The sequence below is a fragment of the Streptomyces sp. 7N604 genome, assembly GCF_052245475.1.
In the GTDB taxonomy this organism is placed as follows: Bacteria; Actinomycetota; Actinomycetes; order Streptomycetales; family Streptomycetaceae; genus Streptomyces.
Window position 1 is genome coordinate 1 of sequence record NZ_JBQQBX010000060.1, and the last position, 17374, is coordinate 17374.

At 72.3% G+C, this 17374-nt stretch carries 12 protein-coding genes, 1 pseudogene and 1 riboswitch; of the genes and pseudogenes, 5 read left to right on the plus strand and 8 right to left on the minus strand.

The genetic code is table 11. The features are described from left to right. Positions 1-110: 110 nt before the first annotated feature. The 3 genes and pseudogenes from ACTWP8_RS36725 to ACTWP8_RS36735 form a co-directional block, all read right to left on the minus strand. Positions 111-1115, minus strand: a complete 1005-nt coding sequence (locus ACTWP8_RS36725) for a DMT family transporter (RefSeq protein WP_443326406.1) — start codon at positions 1113-1115, stop codon at positions 111-113. A 160-nt stretch (positions 1116-1275) separates the two neighbouring features. Beyond that, a pseudogene (locus tag ACTWP8_RS36730) lies at positions 1276-2344 on the minus strand (EamA family transporter). Positions 2345-2449: 105 nt separating this feature from the next. Next, the gene (locus ACTWP8_RS36735; RefSeq protein ID WP_443326407.1) at positions 2450-3040 is read right to left on the minus strand and encodes a Clp protease N-terminal domain-containing protein; all 591 of its coding nucleotides are present in this window, start codon (positions 3038-3040) and stop codon (positions 2450-2452) included. A 219-nt stretch (positions 3041-3259) separates the two neighbouring features. Here ACTWP8_RS36735 and ACTWP8_RS36740 point away from each other — a divergent pair, with 219 nt between their 5' ends. Continuing rightward, positions 3260-3688 carry a type II toxin-antitoxin system Rv0910 family toxin gene (locus ACTWP8_RS36740; RefSeq protein ID WP_443326408.1) on the plus strand — a complete coding sequence of 143 codons (429 nt, stop codon included), beginning with the start codon at positions 3260-3262 and terminating at the stop codon, positions 3686-3688. A gap of 116 nt (positions 3689-3804) precedes the next feature. Here the strand turns inward: ACTWP8_RS36740 and ACTWP8_RS36745 are convergent, their stop codons facing one another. After that, positions 3805-6138, minus strand: coding sequence for a glycoside hydrolase family 3 N-terminal domain-containing protein (locus tag ACTWP8_RS36745; protein WP_443326409.1), 2334 nt, complete (start codon positions 6136-6138; stop codon positions 3805-3807). A 189-nt stretch (positions 6139-6327) separates the two neighbouring features. After that, positions 6328-6918 (minus strand): PadR family transcriptional regulator, encoded by a 591-nt coding sequence (locus tag ACTWP8_RS36750; RefSeq protein WP_443326410.1) that lies wholly within the window; start codon positions 6916-6918, stop codon positions 6328-6330. Between the two features lie 198 nt (positions 6919-7116). Here ACTWP8_RS36750 and ACTWP8_RS36755 point away from each other — a divergent pair, with 198 nt between their 5' ends. Further along, positions 7117-7938 (plus strand): PhzF family phenazine biosynthesis protein, encoded by an 822-nt coding sequence (locus ACTWP8_RS36755; RefSeq protein ID WP_443326411.1) that lies wholly within the window; start codon positions 7117-7119, stop codon positions 7936-7938. Positions 7939-8068: 130 nt separating this feature from the next. Here the strand turns inward: ACTWP8_RS36755 and ACTWP8_RS36760 are convergent, their stop codons facing one another. Next, positions 8069-8872, minus strand: coding sequence for a CPBP family intramembrane glutamic endopeptidase (locus tag ACTWP8_RS36760; RefSeq protein WP_443315266.1), 804 nt, complete (start codon positions 8870-8872; stop codon positions 8069-8071). A gap of 103 nt (positions 8873-8975) precedes the next feature. Between ACTWP8_RS36760 and ACTWP8_RS36765 the strand changes: the two genes are divergently transcribed. Beyond that, the gene (locus ACTWP8_RS36765) at positions 8976-10745 is read left to right on the plus strand and encodes a substrate-binding domain-containing protein (protein ID WP_443326412.1); all 1770 of its coding nucleotides are present in this window, start codon (positions 8976-8978) and stop codon (positions 10743-10745) included. Positions 10746-10821: 76 nt separating this feature from the next. On the opposite strand, the gene ACTWP8_RS36770 is transcribed toward ACTWP8_RS36765, so the two are convergent. After that, entirely contained in the window at positions 10822-12324 is a 1503-nt protein-coding gene (locus ACTWP8_RS36770) for a glutamate-cysteine ligase family protein (RefSeq protein ID WP_443326413.1), read from the minus strand. 489 nt (positions 12325-12813) lie between these two features. Between ACTWP8_RS36770 and ACTWP8_RS36775 the strand changes: the two genes are divergently transcribed. Together ACTWP8_RS36775 and ACTWP8_RS36780 are read left to right on the plus strand one after the other, a co-directional pair. Further along, complete coding sequence (locus ACTWP8_RS36775; protein ID WP_443315269.1) at positions 12814-13422, plus strand: hypothetical protein; 609 nt, start codon at positions 12814-12816, stop codon at positions 13420-13422. A gap of 379 nt (positions 13423-13801) precedes the next feature. Beyond that, positions 13802-14008, plus strand: coding sequence for a DUF5999 family protein (locus ACTWP8_RS36780; protein WP_443315270.1), 207 nt, complete (start codon positions 13802-13804; stop codon positions 14006-14008). A 90-nt stretch (positions 14009-14098) separates the two neighbouring features. Here ACTWP8_RS36780 and gcvP read toward each other — a convergent pair whose 3' ends face one another. Then, positions 14099-16984 carry an aminomethyl-transferring glycine dehydrogenase gene (gene gcvP / locus ACTWP8_RS36785; RefSeq protein ID WP_443326414.1) on the minus strand — a complete coding sequence of 962 codons (2886 nt, stop codon included), beginning with the start codon at positions 16982-16984 and terminating at the stop codon, positions 14099-14101. A 186-nt stretch (positions 16985-17170) separates the two neighbouring features. Further along, positions 17171-17267: riboswitch (glycine riboswitch) on the minus strand. Positions 17268-17374 lie beyond the last annotated feature (107 nt).

Here is a 17374-nt window from a genome sequence, read left to right on the forward strand (position 1 = left end):
CCCCCCCAATTCCCCTCCCGGGTGTGGGCATTCGTTCGGTGGGGCGATGGGGGTCCCCCATAGCCTGAACGGCATGGGGGACCCCCATCGCCCCGCGGAACGAATGCCTTTCAGACGGGGGACGGGCGGCGGTAGGCGGAGGCCAGACGGGCTTCCGTCACCGCCAGAGCCGCCACCGCCGCCAGCAGCAGGAGCGTTCCGAGCACGGTCGCCACCGTGAGCCGCTCCCCCAGCACGGCCACCGCGATCACCGCCGCGCTCACCGGCTCGATCAGCATGATCACGGACGCGGTGGCGGCCCGTACGACGGCCGCCCCCGCGAAGTACAGGGCGTACGCGAGCGCGGTCGGCACGGCCGCCACGTAGACCAGCAGCACCAGCACCCGCGCCGGATCCGCCGTGTGCGGCAGCAGCCCTTCCGACGCGACGAGCGGCAGCAGGCAGACCGCGCCGACGGCGAAGGCCCAGGCCGTCGTCGAGCGCGGGTCCGCGCCTCCACCGGCGCGCCCGAGCCGGCGCGTCAGCAGCGTGATCCCCGCGTATGCCGCCGCGGACACCAGCGCCAGGACGACACCGAGCGGCTTCACGACCCCGCCCCCGCTTCCGAGAACCAGCACCGCGAGCCCGCCCAGCGCACCCGCCATGGCCGCCACTCCCCCGCGGCCCAGCCGCTCCCCCATGGTCAGGCGGGCGCCGAGCGCGATGAGCACCGGCCCGGCGCCGATGGTCACGACGGTGCCCACCGCGAGCCCCGTCTCCCGCACCGCCGCGAAGTAGGCGGTCTGAAAGACGGTCAGGCCGAGACCGGTGCCCACGATGCGCAGGACCCGGCGGCCCCGCGCTTCAACGGCCGGCCGCGCCGCGGGCGCGACGGCGCCCCGGGCCCGTGCCCGTGCCCGTACGCGGCTCACCGCACGTACCGCACGCACCGCCAGCAGCAGCGCGAGCCCGCCCACGTAGCGCCAGAACGACAGGGCGACGGGACCGAGATCGCTGGACCGGTACAGCATGGCGGCCGCCGCACCCGCGGTGCCCCAGGCGGCGCCGGCGACGACCAGATAGAGCAGGCCACGCCCGACAGGCAGGCCGACAGCATTGTCCGACACGTTCGACACGAGAGAGTTCTCCGCGGAAGAGGAATGGTCGCTTCGCTTCCGTCTGCGGGCAGCGGCGACATGCCCGGGCACAGCCCGAGCCGGTCTTCCGTGGAGCGGCCGCCCGCCTTAAGCGGCGGGAGGCGGAAGAACGAGTGCGTTCGCATGCATGATCCGGACCTTACGTCGCCCGGAGACGGGCGGGCAACTCCCTTTCGTCCCGCCCGATGCCCCTGCCATCCTCGCTGTCCCCACCGTCCCCACCGTCTCCGCCGCCCTCGCCGGGCATCGAGCCGGGCATCGATCCGGACGTCGAGCCGGCCACCGGCCCGTCCGAGGCCACCTTCGGCGTCGAGGTCTGCGCAATGAGCGCCCCCGCCAGCACGGCCGCGCCGCCGATGACCTGCGGCGCGGAGAGGTGCTCCCCGAGCATGACCCAGGCCAGTACGGTCGCCACGACCGCTTCGAGGCACGCCACGACTCCGGCGACCTGCGGCGAGAGGCGGCGCACCGACAGAACGCCGGTGAGGTACGCGATGACGGTCGCGACGAGCACGACCCAGCCGAGCAGCAGCGCCGCCGGCACCACCGTGCCGTCCATGTCCGCCTGTTCCGCGAGCAGCGCCCAGTCCATGCCCCACGGCCGGGCGACGACGGTGAGCACGGCGGCGCCCACGAGCAGCCCGTACGCGATGACCCCGATCGGGTCCGCCGCGTCCTCGCCGTCGCTGCCGTGGTCGGCGAGCACGAAGTACGAGACCTGGCAGCAGGCCGCGCCGAACGCGAGCAGCAGTCCCAGCGCGTCGAAGCCGAGCCCCGACCAGACCTCGACGACGCACGCGAGACCGCCCACTGCGAGCACGACGCCGACGGCGGCCGCGCGGCTCACCGGCCGGCGCTGTACGAACCGCACCCAGCCCAGCAGCAGCGCCGGGCCGAGGTACTCGACGAGCAGCGCCACCCCGACCGGGATGCGGGAGATCGCGGCGAAGTAGCAGGCCTGCACGCCCGCCACGGCGAGGAGGCCGAAACCTGCGAGCAGGGCGGGGCGCCGGCGTACCAGGGCGCGGTGCCGCCAGGCGACGGGCAGCATGACGAGGGCGGCGCCCGCAGCGCGCAACCACAACCAAATGCAGCGGGTCCAGGCCCGCCTCGATCAGCGGCTTGGCCGCGACCCCCGATCCACCGAACGCGAACGCCGAAGCCAAGGCGAGGCCGAGGCCGACGCTCCTCCCCTGAGACGCGTGCATCCGGACATGATGTCAGCTCTCGACAGGAGCGTCATCCCCGATACCCCTGACAGGCCGCAGCACCAGGCCCCAGCACAGGCCGCAGCACGAACGCCCCGCCCCCCGTCACACGGCCTCGCTCCCGAGTCCCCTCTGCAGGACAGCTGCGCCGCCGACCGCCCCGGCGGGCAGCGAGCCGTCGAGCCGGGCCGACAGCAACTCGCGGTCCACGCCCGCCCGGCGCAGCACCTCCGCCGCCCGGCACCCGGGGTCGGCGACCAGCGCGGCCAGCAGGTCGAGCCCTTCGGCGCGTTCGGCGCCCCTGCAGCGGGCGCGCTCCAGTGCGCCCTGCATGGCTGCGGCCGCCGCCGGTGACAAGCCGGGGGTTCCCCTCTCCTCGCGCCCGGCGCCCACGACGCGCAGGGCCCCGGAGTCCTCGACCGCGCCCCGCCACCTGAGCCCGTAACCGATGCTGCGCTGCACGAGATAGGTGAGCAGCCGGGCGACCTGCGCCCCGGCGCCGAATGCGGCCCTGACCTCCGGATCCGCTTCGAGGAGGGTGTGCAGGAGGTGAGCGGTGTCGACATGGCGGTCGGCATCGCGTATGGCGCGCCTGCGGGCAGCGCTGACCACCGACGCCGGCACGGCACCGAGCCGGGCGCCGGGCCCCGGACTGGACTGCCCGGCGGCACCGGGCGGCGGCGAACGGTCTGGCACATCTCCCACCTCATCAGCCCCGAACGGGCCGAGCATCGACGGCAGGGATCATTTGCCCCTCCCACCGTGGTTGGGTACGGATGACCGGATTCTCCTCCTTAGGGATGAGATCACGCCACAGGGAGGGCATAACTGACGCCCCGTCAGTCTTGAATGTTGGAGCCCCTAGGTCTACGGTCCGCGAGCGGCCGTCGCAGTGACGGAGAAGGGGGTGGTCGTATGGCCGAGGTCAGCGCGGAGGCACGGATCGAAGCACCGGCGGAGAAGGTCTGGGAGCAGCTGACGGACTTCACGTCGTACGGGCAGTGGAACTCCACGCACACCAGCTTCCCCAAGGGCGGCCCCGCCTCCCTGGAGCCGGGTGCCACCTTCGCGGAGAACATGAAGCTCATGGGCTTCCCTGCCGAGGTGAACTGGACGGTGGAGGCCTGCGAGCCCGCTCGGCTGCTGCACATCAGGGGCACCGGACCGATGGCGGTGAGCGTCGGCACGCGGTACACCCTCACTCCGGACGGGGAGGGGACGCAGGTGCGGATCGACGGTGAGTTCACCGGAGCGGCCGTGACGCTCATGGCCGGCAAGCTCAGGGACTCGGCGACGGCTGCGCTGAACGAGTCGCTGCGCAAGCTCAGCGGTCTGGTCGCGTAACAAGCAGGACAGGCCGCGACCGCCGCGACTGGGGCGACCGCCGTTGGCTGAGGGGTGGCCCGCCGGCCGCCCCTCAGCCACTGCGCCCCTCGAGCAGCTCGCAGGCGGGGCAGGGTTCAGCGCACGGTCAGCTCGGCCGTCCGCCCGCCCGCGGTGAACACGTACGCCCCGCGCTCGACGCGCGGCGCGCCCGCGCCGTCGATGTCGCCCGGGGTGACCGCGAGGACCCTCGCCGGGACGGTCAGCGCGATCGTCTTCGACTGGCCCGCTTTCAGTCGCACTTTGGTGAAGGCGACCAGCTTCCTGGCCGGGGCCAGCACGTCGCTCGACGGCCGCGACACGTGGACGGGAACCACCAGATCCCCGTCCCTCCGGCCGGTGTTGGACACGGTGACCTTCAGGCGCACCGGCTCGCCCGCCCTGACCGAGCTCCGCGCGAGGCCCAGGGAGTCGAAGGCGTAGCTGGTGTACGAGAGACCGGCCCCGAAGGCGTACGCGGCGTCGTACGAGGACTCGGCGCCCCCGTTGGTTCCGGGCAGCTGCTGGTAGTACATCGGCTCGTTGCCGGTCTTCTTCGGCCAGGACACCGGGAGCCGGCCGCTCGGGTTCGCCGCGCCGAAGAGGACGTCGGCGACCGCATGGCCGCCCTCGGTGCCGGGCAGCCAGGACATCAGCAGCCCCTCGGTGCCCGCCGCGTCGCCGAGCGCGAGCGGGCGTCCGGCGAGCACCACGACCACGACCGGCTTGCCGCTCGCCTTCAGCGACTTCACCAGCGCCTGCTGGCCGGCGGAGAGTTCCGGCCGCGGGGAGTCGGCCTCGCCCTCGGCCGCGGCCTTCTCACCGACCACGACGACCGTGAGATCCGCGGTCCTGGCCTGCTCGGCGGCCTCGTCCGCGGCCGCGGCGTACACCACGTCCGTGCCCTTGGGCGCCGCTGCCCTGATGCCTTCGAGGACGGTGGTGCCGGGGAGCTCGACTCCCTCGGGCACCCGCTGCCAGCCGATGGTCCAGCCCCCGGCCTGGCTGTCGATGTCGTCGGCGTACGAACCGGCGACCACGATCTTCTTGGCGGAGGCGGGTACGGGGAGAGTGCCGTCCTCGTTGCGCAGCAGGACCTGGGATTCGGTGGCGGCCTTGCGGGCGAGTTCCCGGTCGGCACCGAGCACGGCCTCGTCGGCCTCGCCGGGGTCGACGTACGGGTCCTCGAACAGGCCGAGTTCGAACTTCAGCCGCAGGATGCGGCCGACGGCCTCGTCGATCCGCTTCTCCTCCACCAGGCCGCGCCTGACGGCGGTCATCAGGCCTTCGGTGAAGTCTTTGGCGAAGTACGGCTCCATGGCCATGTCGATACCGGCGTTGACGGCGAGGGCGATGGCCTCGGGGTAGTCGGCCGCGATCTTGTACTTGGTCTGCAGGGCGCGGATGTCCTCCCAGTCGGTGACCGCCACGCCTTTGAAGTCCCACTGGTCGCGCAGGACCTTGGTGAGCAGGTAGCGCGAGGAGGTGGCCGGAACCCCGTTGACGGCACCGGAGTTGACCATGACGGTCCTGGCTCCGGCCTCGACGGCGGACCGGTACGGCGCGAGCAGGGTGTCCTGGAGGTAGCGGACCGACACGTCGGCGGGCACCCGGTCGTGCCCGTTGGAGGGCTCCGAGTAGCCGGCGAAGTGCTTGACGGTGGCGGCGACCTTCTTCGCGCCCCGCGCGTTCTCGGTGCCGCGGACTGCGGCCGCGGCGAGCGTTCCGGCAAGCAGCGGGTCCTCGCCGTACGTCTCGTAGTAGCGGCCCCAGCGCTGGTCACGTGCGAGGTCGGCGACGGGCGAAAAGTTCCAGTCGATGCCGGTGGCGGCGACGGCGCGGGCGGTGGCGGCGCCCGAGTCGCGTACGGTGCCGGGGTCCCAGGTGGCGCCGAGCCCGATCTGGTGCGGGAAGACGGTGGCGCCGAGGACGTTGTTGTGGCCGTGCACGGCGTCGACCCCGTAGAGCACGGGGATGTGGAGACGGGACTTCTCGACGGCGTACTTCTGGACGGAGTTGACCATACGGGCCCAGTCGGCGGGCGTGTTCTTCCGCGGGCCCATGCCGCCGCCGGAAAGGACGGAACCGGCTGCGTAGTCGTCGAGGACCGTCTTCATGCAGGCCTCGTTGAGGGCGCCACCGCTCCACTCGCAGTCGCCCTGGATCCGGGCCACGGCGATCTGGTCCATCTGCCCGGCCTTCTCCTTGAGCGTCATCCGCCGGAGGAGGTCCTGGACGCGCTGCGCGACGGGCGCACGGGCGTCGAGGTACGCGGGCCGCCCTGCCCCGTCGGCTCCGGCCGGCGCGGACGCGAGCGTCGCCACACAGGCCGTGACGGTCACGAGTGCGGCGGCGCTGCGGCGCCGGGCCCTTCCGATGGATCTCGCTCCCGTGCCTACGCGCCCCTTGAGGCGGCGGTGTAACAGCATCATGCGGGCTCCGTTTCGTGGTCGGCGAGCGGAGTCTTTCCGCGCCGGTGACACCCCGTCAAGACTTTTCGCAGCGCTTTTCTCATGACATGAACTAACTCGCGAGCAAAGAAGCGGCGACCCCGCGCACCCGCGCGCGGCACCGCCGCTTCCGACTGGCTCGGCCTCTCCCCGGACCTCGCTCAGCCCCACTCAGTCCTCTTCCGCGAGGATCAGATACAGCTCCTTCCGCGCCTTGTTGACCACCGCGAGAGCCTTGTCGCGCTGCTCGGGCGTCCCGGTCGCCCAGACCTGCCGGAAGGCGTCGACGAGACCCGCGCCGGCCTTCCGGATCTCGTTCATGGCCTCCCAGTCGACGCCGCGCCCGGCCTCCTCCCAGGGGGCCTCGGGACCGGCATCCGCCTCGGCGCGACCGGTCTCGGTCAGCTCGAACAGCTTCTTGCCACCGTCGCTCGTACTGCTGATCAGGCCCTCGTCCTCCAGCAGTTGCAGCGTCGGATAGACCGAGCCGGGGCTCGGCTTCCACGCTCCGCCACTGCGCTCGGCGATCTCCTGGATCATCTCGTAGCCGTGCATCGGGCGGTCCTTGAGCAGGGTCAGGATCGACGCGCGCACATCGCCACGCCGCGCCCTGCCGCGCATTCCGCCGCGCCCGCGGCCGCCCCATGGCGGCGGCCCGAAGGGCGGGCCGAACGGCCCGAAGGCGGCGCGCCGGGCATCGAAGTCACCCCGGCCCTGGTGGCCGGGTCCGCAGTGCCCATGTCCTTGTCCGTGGGAACGCATGGTGACGCTCCTTCCATTGTTGATCTGTCGTGATGCTTCAACGATATATCGGAAACATGCGAACGACAAGGCCGTGAGACCCGGCTGCGGCCCGCACCCACCCAGGCCCTCGAGACGAGGCTCACCGGGGCCGGCCAGGGCCAGCGACTCGGAATTGGCCTTGTCCCCCGGCGCCTCCCGCGCCCTACGCTCGCGCCCATGCGCATCCGTATCGTCGACGCCTTCACCGACCGCCCCTTCGCCGGAAACCCGGCCGGCGTGCTCCTCCTGGACTCCGGCGGCTTCCCCGACGACGCCTGGCTGCAGCGCGTCGCCGCGGAGGTCAACCTCCCCGAGACGGCCTTCGCGCACCCGCTCAGCCAGGGCGGCGAGGCCGACTGGGCGCTGCGCTGGTGCACGCCCGCGACCGAGGTCAACCTGTGCGGCCACGCCACGCTGGCGACCGCCCACGTCCTGCACACCGCGGGCATCGCGAGCGGCACCGTCCGCTTCGCCACGCGCAGCGGCGTCCTCACCGCGACCGCCGCCGACGACGGCTCGATCACCCTGGACTTCCCGACCGCACCGCTGACCGCGCTCGACGTGCCGGACAGCGCCGTCGCCGCGCTCGGCACGGACGTCCTCTCCGCCCATGACACCGGCCCGAACGTCGGGGATCTGCTCGTCGAGCTGGCCGACGAGAAGACGGTCCGGGCCCTCGCGCCCGATCTCGCGGCCGTCGCGCGCCTCGGCCACCGCGGCGTCATCGCGACCGCCAGGGCCGAAGACCCCACCCGTGGCTACGACTTCGTCTCGCGCTTCTTCGCCCCGGCCGTCGGCATCGACGAGGACCCGGTCACGGGCAGCGCCCACACCGCCCTCGCGCCCTTCTGGTCCGAGCGGCTCGGCCGCGACGAGCTCACCGGCCTCCAGGCCTCGGCCCGCACCGGACTCGTACGCACCGCCCTGCGCGGCGACCGCACACTCCTCACCGGAACCGCGGTCACCGTCATCGACGGCGAACTTCACGCCACCGCCTAGGACTTGGGACGTATGAGAGGCATTTTCGGCTTACGAGGCGCATCTTCGGCCGCGGTCGGCTCGGCTCCTCCACCCAGCGCCGTTGCCGGGGGGAGGCCGAACGAGCCGCACCCACTCACCGATGGTCGCGTCAGCCCGTCGGCAGCCAGCTCACCTTCCCCGCCAGCAGCGCGTAGCCGACGAACGCCACGATGTCGATCAGCGCATGGGCCGCCACCAGCGGCCCGACCCGCCCCCACCTGCGGTAGAGCAGCACGAACACGACGCCCATCACCATGTTCCCGACGAGCCCGCCGATGCCCTGGTAGAGGTGGTACAGCCCGCGCAGCCCGGCGCTCGCCGCGAGCGAGGCCGCCGGCGTCCACCCCAGCTGCCCGAGCCTGCGCAGCAGATAGCCGACCACGACCACCTCCTCCAGCAGCGAGTTCTGGATGGCCGAGGCGATCAGCACCGGGATCTTCCACCACACGTCGGGCAGCGACTCCGGTACGACCGTGAGGTTGAAGCCCGCGGCCCGCACGGCGAGATAGAAGGCGAGGCCGGTGCCGCCGATCGCCGCCGCGATACCGGCCCCGGCACCGAGGTCGAAACGGGGCCTGCGCCGGTCGAGGCCGATCGCCCGCAGGCCCCCCGCGCCCTCCCGCAGCAGCAGGTGCGCGACGAGCAGGACGGGCACCAGCGCGGTCGCGATCCCGAAGACCTGCCAGGCGAGATCCAGCCACGGCCGCCCGGGCGCGGCGGAGGCGTTGAGCGTGGCGGCCTGGTCCCGCAGACCCCCCGGCTTCGTCGCCGCGCCGACAAAGCTGATCAGCGCGGATACCGCGCTCGCGCCCACCGACAGAGCGAGCACCAGCAGCGTCTCGTCGCGCAGCAAGCGGGGCGACAGCCGCTCACCGGGGAAGGAATCGGCCACCCTGCCGGACTCTGCCTGCACACCCGCCTCCAGTTCTCCACAATCCCGCCTCATCCCCGTTCCCGCGCCGCTATGGTCTCGAAAACAAGTACGAAGATCGCCACGACAGGCCGGGAGGAGACCCATGGGACGTCACAGCTTGCCCGATGACTCGGCGCCCGGTGGCACGGGGGCCAGAACCCGCGCCCGCCGTCGTACCGTAGCGATCTCCACCGCCCTCGTCCTGGCCGTGGCCGCGGGCACCGTCGCCGCACTCCGCGGCGACCTGCTGTCCTTCGACGGCTCCTGCGACGGCGAGACCATGCCCCTGCGCGTGGTCGCCTCGCCCGACGTCGCGCCTGCCCTGCGCATCGTCGCCGGCCGGGCCCGGGCCGACGGTGTCCGTACGGACGGCCGCTGCCTGGACGTACGGGTCACCGCCCGCCCGGGGTACGAGGTCGCGGGCGAGCTGAGCCGGCGCGGCGCCCGCCCCGGCTACGAGGTCTGGCTGCCGGACTCCAGCGTGTGGGTCGAACAGGTCCTGGCGTCGGGCACCGGCCCCTCGCTCGGCGACGGCGGCAACGTCGCCTCCTCGCCGCTCGCCCTGGCCACGGTCCCCTCCGCGGCGGAGAAGCTGGGCTGGCCCCGCAGGACGTACACCTGGGCGGAGCTGGCCGAGGCCGCCGAAAAGGCGGATCTGCGGCTGGGCGCGGCCGACCCGGCCCGCAGCGCCACCGGGGTGCTCGCCCTCGCCCGGATCGGCGCCTCAGCGGAGAAGCGGGATCCCAGTTCCGACACGCTGGTCGCGGCGACGGCCAAGCTGCTCGCCGGGCACGCCGCGGACGGCGACGAGGAGGTCCTGGCCACCCTCCCGCGCGCCGACTCCGGGGCGGAGAAGGGCGATCCGCGCGGGAACCCGGCGCTGATCGTGTCCGAGCAGGCGGCCCACGCCCACAACGAGGGCGGTCACCTCGGACCGGACCTCCGGCTGTTCTACCCCGAGGACGGCAGCGCGCTGCTCGACTACCCGTACACCCTGGTCGGCGAGGACACGCTGACCGCCGGCCAGACGCGGGCCGCGACCCGCTTCATGACGCTGCTCGGCACCGGAGACAGCCTCGAGGTGCTCCGCGAGCACGGATTCCGCACGGGCGGCGGGCCGCCCGAGCCCGGGGTGGTCCGCGCGGCGGGTGCGCGGGCGCCGCAGCCGTACGCCGCCACGCCCGCGGAGCCTCCGACCGCAGAGGAGGTGCGGGCGACGCTCGGCCTGTGGAGGATCACGGTTCAGAGCGCGCGGCTGACCACCGTGGTGGACGCCTCGGACTCCATGTCCGCGCCCGTGCCCGGCCGGAACGGCCAGACGCGGATGGACGTCACCAAGGCCTCGCTGCTGCAGGCCCTCGCCACCTTCACGCCGGAGGACGAGATCGGGCTGTGGGAATTCGCGCGGCAGCTGGACGGCGACCGCGACTACCGCAGGCTGGTGGGCACGGAGCGGCTGGGCGAGCGTACGGCCGGTGGCGCCACGCACCGGGACCGGCTGGCCGCGGCCTTCACCGGTCTCGCTCCGGTGCCCGACGGCCCGACGGGGCTGTACGACACGGTCCTCGCGGTCTACCGGGACGCCAACGCGTCATACGCGAAGGACCGGTTCAACGCCGTCGTGCTGCTGACCGACGGCGCCAACCAGGACCCCGGATCCATTTCCCGCAAAGCCTTGGTCGAAGAGTTGAGGGAACTCGCCGATCCGCAGCGTCCGGTGCCGCTGATCGCCATCGCGGTCGGGCCCGACGCCGACAAGCGGTCGTGCGAGCAGATCGCGGCGGCGACGGGCGGCTCCGCGCACCAGGTCGTGGACCCGGCGGAGATCCACCAGGTGATCCTCAAGGCGATCATGTCCGCCGGAAGCCGCTGACGCGTTCTGCGCCCGTGGCCCCCAGCCCCCGGTCCTGCGGCCCCGAGCCCCGGCCCCGGTTCGCGGGAGAGACGTTTCAGCCCGGAAAGGCCACGGGCCAGGTGTGCACGGGCTCGCCGGCGCGCATCAGCTCGCAGTAGCGGCGGGTGGTCGCGGCCAGCGCGGCCTCCCTGCCGAGGCCGCCGTCCAGCCCCCGGTGGAAGGTCGCGGCCTGCCAGGAGGCGCCGTTCACCCGGCGCCTGCAGCGCTCCTCGATGACGCCCAGGTAGAAGTCCCGGTCGGCCGGTTCCACGCCCCACCCGTCGAGCCCGGCCGCGGCGAGCGGCAGCAGCTCGTCCCGTACGAGGCGGACGGCGGGCAGCTCGGACACGCTCCCCGAGCGGCCGGGGCGCGGCCAGCGCAGCGTGGCGTCGATGCCGTAGCGGCAGGCGGCGTCGAAGTTGTCGGACGCCTCGGCGAACGACAGCTTCGACCAGACGGGGCGCGGCTCCTCGGCGAGGGCGCGGACGAGCCCGTAGTAGAAGGCGGTGTTGGCGATGACGTCGGTGACGGTGGGGCCCGCGGGCAGGACGCGGTTCTCCACCCGCAGGTGGGGCACGCCCTCGGCGACCGCGTAGACAGGACGGTTCCAGCGGTAGACGGTGCCGTTGTGCAGGACCAGTTCCTGCAGCTCGGGTACGCGGCCCTCGTCGAGGACACTCATCGGGTCCTCCTCGCCGCAGATGGGCAGCAGAGCGGGGAAGTAGCGGAAGTTCTCCTCGAAGAGGTCGTACGCGCCAGTGATCCAGCGTTCGCCGAACCAGGTCCGGGGCCGCACGCCCTGTGCCCTGAGCTCGGGCGGCCGGGTGTCGGTGGCCTGCTGGAACAGCGGTGGTCTCGACTCGCGCCACAGCTCGCGGCCGAAGAGGAAGGGGGAGTTGGCGCCCATCGCGATCTGCACGGCGGCCACCGCCTGTGCGGCGTTCCACACGGCCGCGAACCGCCCGGGCGTCACCTGAAGGTGCAGCTGCACGGAGGTGCAGGCGGCCTCGGGGGCGATCGAGCCGCTGCGGTAGGTCAGCCGCTCCACGCCCTCGATGTCGAGGGCGATCTCCTCCCCGCGCGCCGCCAGGATCTGGTCGTTGAGCAGCATGTAACGGTCGACCTCGGAGAGGTTCGAGGACACCAGGTGCTGCGCGGTGAGGGTGGGCAGAATGCCGACCATCACGATCTCCGCGGACACCTCGCGCGCCTTGCGGTCGGCGTACGCCAGACCGGTACGGAGCTCCTCGGCGAGCCGGTCGAGGACCCGCCCCGACATACGGTGCGGCACGATATTCACTTCAAGATTGAACTGGCCGAGCTCGGTCTGGAAATCGCCGCTGGAGATGCGTTCCAGTACTTCCGCATTCATCATGCACGGCATCCCGTCGGCGCCCGCGAGATTCAGCTCGATCTCCAGCCCCATGAGATTCTTGGGCCGATCGAACCGCTTCTCTTCCAGCAGCCGCTCGAGGCCCTCGAGACACTGCCGCAGTTTGCGCCGATAGCGCTGCCGATCGGACAGGTCGAACCCGCCTGCCACGACCTTCTCCCCCATCGAAGCGTCCCTCCTCGAGTGGGCCGACCGCGGTACCGGCCACGGCGTCAGGGTCGATGATGCCCAGGCAATGTGATCGATAACGCCCGCCGGACACCGCATGCCCGCTACGCTCGTGACTACACGCACCGCGGCACATTCCATCGGCATAGCGTCCCGTCCCGGGCCCCGTGCATTGCTCAGGTGAAAAACACCGGCGGGAATCGGCCTACCGCTCACGGGCCAAAGCACGAGGCAGGGAGCCGGAGGGGGCGGACAGAATAGGCGTAACCCACTCGGAGCAAGGACCGAATACGACCTTGCCCGCAATGCCGACGACAGCTAGTCGAAACACCGAGTGAACATACGTCAGTTAAACTCCGCGAAAGAGGGCAGAGAGTGTGCACCGCCGGCATTTCGATCCACCGGCCCCCTCTGACCCCGCACCTGCTGACACCGCCGTCCGCACCGCCCCGCACCACGTGTCTCCCAAGTGAGAGGCGACCCACCATGCCGCTGCTTGTTCCCCCGGCACCCAAGCCCGCCCTGCGCAGCGCCCTTGCGGCCCTCAGCTCGCCCACCGCGGTCCGCGATCCGCGCACACCCGCCCTGCGGTCCGTACCCGGGCCGCTGACTCCCGAACTCCCGCTGCCCGTCCATGTCCTTGACCGCATCACCGCCCGGCGGGGCACGCCGCGCACCCGGCTCGCCGGGTGGCGCTTCCTGGTCCGCGGCGGCGACCGCGCGGTGGCGGCGGCCGAGACGATGCTGACCCCGGACGGCTGGGCCTTCTCGCACTTCTTCGAGGGTCCTTACGTGACGTCCACCGAGCGTGCGCTGCGGCACGCCGAGACGCTGCCCGCCGCGTACCAGCCGCGGCTGCTGTCCGTACCCGAGCTCTACATGCTCACGCTGTGGCTCCACGAGGACACGACGGCCGACGCCGCCGAGGGCGCGCCCGCACCGAACGACCTGCTGGTGCCACTCGCCCCGGCGCCTCCGGGCATCGCCGCGCACCGGACGCACCGGGTCGCGGAGTTGCTGCCCGTGCTCACCCTCCGGCTCTCGCCGCCCCCGCTGATGGGCATGGGCCAAGCTGCCATGGGGTCGCCCGCCTGACCTCAAGGACCCCAGCCGTGTACGGCATGAGCGTGCCCCGCGACCCCGTGGTCGCGGGGCGCTCGCTTTGGGCGCTCGTTGTGCGGGCTCGGCGCTCAGTGCGCGGGGGCGCACCACCATGAACGCCACCCCACGCGCCACCGCCCAACCGGACTAGCCTGGTGTGACCACACAAGACCCCCCGAAGAGACCGCGGGACTACGGTGAACCGTCCACCCGGGTGACGCGTCCCTTTCCAGTGAGGACAGCTGCCGCGAAATGCCTGCGGAATTGCGCCCGTAGGGGCAAGACTGGGACCGATCCGAGAGATACGGGGGGCGGTATGGACACCGCATCGAGCAGCAGGACACTCACCACACCACAGCGAAAGAACCCACCCATGTGCCAGCACCAGTCACCGTGCCCGTCAGCCGACTCCGCCGACCGGGAGGCCGCCCAGATCGTGGCGCACCACCCGGAGCAGGGCTGGAGCCTGCTGTGCAATGGCGTCCTGTTCTTCGAGGACACCGGTGAGCTGCTGCCGGACGGGCAGATCATCGCCCCGCACCGGCCGCTCGGCTCCGAGCATGTGATGACTGCGGCGTGACGGCGGCACGGCGGTAGGCGGTACCACCAGAAAGACCCGGAAACACAGGGGCCGGCCCGGCGGAAATCGCCGAACCGGCCCCGATGCGTGTCAGGCGTCGTACTCCTCCAGGGGCGGGCACGAGCAGACCAGGTTGCGGTCGCCGTAGGCCCCGTCGATCCGGCGCACCGGCGGCCAGTACTTGTCCGCGGCCGTGACACCGGCCGGGAAGACCGCAGTCTCGCGGCTGTACGGCCGCTCCCATTCGCCGGCCAGGGCAGCCGCCGTGTGCGGGGCCCCCCGCAGCGGGTTGTCGTCCGCGGGCCACTCGCCCGAGCCGACCCGCTCGATCTCCCCGCGAATCGCGATCATCGCCTCGCAGAACCGGTCCAGCTCGGCGAGGTCCTCGCTCTCGGTCGGCTCGATCATCAGCGTCCCGGCCACCGGGAACGACATTGTCGGGGCGTGGAAGCCGTAGTCGATCAGCCGCTTGGCGACGTCGTCGACGGTGACGCCGGTCGCCTTGGTGAGCGGGCGCAGGTCGACGATGCACTCGTGCGCGACCAGACCGTTCGGGCCGGTGTAGAGCACGGGGTAGTGCGGCTCGAGGCGCTTGGCGATGTAGTTGGCGCCGAGGACCGCGACCTGGGTGGCCCTGCGCAGACCCTCCGCCCCCATCAGCCGGACGTACGCCCAGGAGATGGGCAGGATGCCCGCGGAGCCCCACGGCGCGGCCGAGATGGGGCCAACCCCCGTCTCGGGACCCGCGGCCGGCTGGAGCGGGTGGTTCGGCAGGTACGGCGCGAGGTGGGCGCGCACGCCGACCGGGCCGACGCCCGGGCCGCCCCCGCCGTGCGGGATGCAGAAGGTCTTGTGCAGGTTGAGGTGCGAGACGTCGCCGCCGAAGTGGCCGGGCTTCGCGAGGCCCAGCAGCGCGTTGAGGTTCGCGCCGTCCACGTACACCTGGCCGCCCGCGTCGTGCACCGCCGCGCAGATGTCGGTGATGTGCTCCTCGAACACGCCGTGCGTGGACGGGTAGGTGACCATGAGCACGGCCAGCTGGTCGCCGTACTGCTCGATCTTGGCACGCAGGTCCTCGACGTCGACGTCGCCGTCCTCGCCGGTCTTCACCACGACGACCTTCATGCCCGCCATCACGGCGCTGGCGGCGTTGGTGCCGTGCGCGGAGGACGGGATGAGGCAGATGGTGCGCTGCTCGTCGCCGTTGGCGCGGTGGTACGCCCGTACGGCCAGCAGTCCCGCCAGCTCGCCCTGGGAGCCCGCGTTCGGCTGGATCGACACCTTGTCGTAGCCGGTGACCTCGGCGAGCCGCTCCTCGAGCTCACCGATCAGCGTCACGTAGCCCTCGGCCTGCTCGACGGGCGCGAACGGGTGCAGCGCCCCGAACTCGGGCCAGGTGACCGGCTCCATCTCCGTCGTCGCGTTGAGCTTCATGGTGCAGGAGCCGAGCGGGATCATGCCGCGGTCGAGCGCGTAGTCCCGGTCGGCCAGCTTGCGCAGGTAGCGCAGCATCGCGGTCTCGGAGCGGTGCTGGTGGAAGACCGGGTGCGTGAGGTACTCGTCGGTGCGCAGCAGCGCCTCCGGCAGCGCGTCCTCCACGGTCGCGTCCAGCGCCTCCACGTCCGCCTCGACGCCGAAGGCGCCCCACACCGCGGCCAGCCGGTCCCGGTCGGTGGTCTCGTCGCAGGCGATGCCGACCAGGTCCGCGTCGATCTCGCGCAGATTGACCCCGGCCTCGCGGGCGGCGGCCACGACGCCGGCGGCCCGCCCGGGGACGCGGGCGGTCAGGGTGTCGAAGTACGAGCCGTGGACGATCTCCACGCCGCCCGCCCGCAGGCCCTCGGCGAGCAGCGCGGCGTAGCGGTGGGTGCGCCGGGCGATGCCCGCCAGCCCGTCCGGGCCGTGGTAGACGGCGTACATCCCGGCCATGACGGCGAGCAGCACCTGCGCGGTGCAGATGTTGCTCGTGGCCTTCTCGCGGCGGATGTGCTGCTCGCGGGTCTGCAGGGCCAGCCGGTACGCCTTGTCGCCGTCCGCGTCCACGGAGACTCCGACGAGTCGGCCCGGCAGGCTGCGGGCGAACTTCTCACGTACGGACATGTAGCCGGCGTGCGGGCCGCCGAAGCCCATCGGGACGCCGAAGCGCTGGCTGGTGCCGACGGCGATGTCCGCGCCCAGGTCGCCGGGCGAGGTGAGCAGGGTGAGGGCGAGGAGGTCGGCGGAGACGGTGACGACCGCGCCCAGCTCGTGTGCCTGCTCGATCACCGGCCGCAGGTCCCGCACCTGCCCGGAGGCGCCCGGGTACTGCAGCAGCACGCCGAAGACGCCGCGCTCGGCGGCCTCCGCCGGAATGCCGCCGGACAGGTCGGCGACGACGACCTCGACGCCGGTCGGCTCGGCGCGGGTCTCGATGACGGCGATGGTCTGCGGCAGACAGTCGGCGTCGATGAGGAAGACCCCGTCCTTGACCTTGCCGACGCGGCGGGAGAGGGCCACGGCCTCGGCGGCGGCGGTGGCCTCGTCGAGCAGCGAGGCACCCGCGGTCGGCAGGCCCGTCAGGTCGGCGACCACCGTCTGGAAGTTCAGCAGCGCCTCGAGGCGGCCCTGCGAGATCTCCGGCTGGTACGGCGTGTAGGCGGTGTACCAGGCCGGGTTCTCCAGGACGTTGCGGAGGATCACCGGAGGGGTGAAGGTGCCGTAGTAGCCGAGGCCGATCATCGGGGCCAGCACCTCGTTGCGGTCGGCGAGCCCGCGCAGCTCGGCGAGGACGTCGCCCTCCCCGCGCGCCTCCGGCAGGTCCAGCGCCCCGGCGCTCTTGATCACGTCGGGCACGGCGGCGGCGGTGAGTTCGTCGAGCGAGCCGTAGCCGACCTGGGCGAGCATCTTCGCCTGGGCCCCGGCGTCGGGGCCGATGTGGCGCTGCTCGAAGGGGATGCCACGCTCCAGCCGGGAGAGTGGGATGCGGTTGGCGGTCATCTGCGGAGGCCTCCTGGTCGACTCGACCTGCGAGGGGTACCACTGCACGAGTACCCGGACGGCCTCCCCCTCTGTCATCTCAACCTGAGAGCTTCACCGGTCCGCCTGGGCGGCCCGGCTTTCACCGTCGGTGAGGAGGGGTTCCGGCACATTCCGTCCGACGCCCGCCCTGCTTTCCAGAGTGACCTCGTCCGTGCGGTACGGGTGCCTGAGAGATTCCGGGGAGGATTTGCTCCTTCGGCGCCTCCGGCCTTGCAGCGGAGGACTCTCCCGCACGGGGTCTGCAGCCGCTGTCAGCCTACCAGCGCGCCTCATGCCGGGCGTGGCCCGCAGGCCGCCGAGTGGCCGAGGCACGAGATGTGGCCTTTCGTTGTCTCATAGAGGACGTAC

Excerpts from the sequence above, each read along its gene's own strand:
- ACTWP8_RS36740 (WP_443326408.1), top strand. The coding sequence starts at position 3,260 with ATGGCCGAGGTCAGCGCGGAGGCACGGATCGAAGCACCGGCGGAGAAG.
- ACTWP8_RS36745 (WP_443326409.1), bottom strand. The coding sequence starts at position 6,138 with ATGATGCTGTTACACCGCCGCCTCAAGGGGCGCGTAGGCACGGGAGCG.
- ACTWP8_RS36750 (WP_443326410.1), bottom strand. The coding sequence starts at position 6,918 with ATGCGTTCCCACGGACAAGGACATGGGCACTGCGGACCCGGCCACCAG.
- ACTWP8_RS36755 (WP_443326411.1), top strand. The coding sequence starts at position 7,117 with ATGCGCATCCGTATCGTCGACGCCTTCACCGACCGCCCCTTCGCCGGA.
- ACTWP8_RS36765 (WP_443326412.1), top strand. The coding sequence starts at position 8,976 with ATGGGACGTCACAGCTTGCCCGATGACTCGGCGCCCGGTGGCACGGGG.
- ACTWP8_RS36770 (WP_443326413.1), bottom strand. The coding sequence starts at position 12,324 with ATGGGGGAGAAGGTCGTGGCAGGCGGGTTCGACCTGTCCGATCGGCAG.
- ACTWP8_RS36775 (WP_443315269.1), top strand. The coding sequence starts at position 12,814 with ATGCCGCTGCTTGTTCCCCCGGCACCCAAGCCCGCCCTGCGCAGCGCC.
- ACTWP8_RS36780 (WP_443315270.1), top strand. The coding sequence starts at position 13,802 with ATGTGCCAGCACCAGTCACCGTGCCCGTCAGCCGACTCCGCCGACCGG.
- gcvP (WP_443326414.1), bottom strand. The coding sequence starts at position 16,984 with ATGACCGCCAACCGCATCCCACTCTCCCGGCTGGAGCGTGGCATCCCC.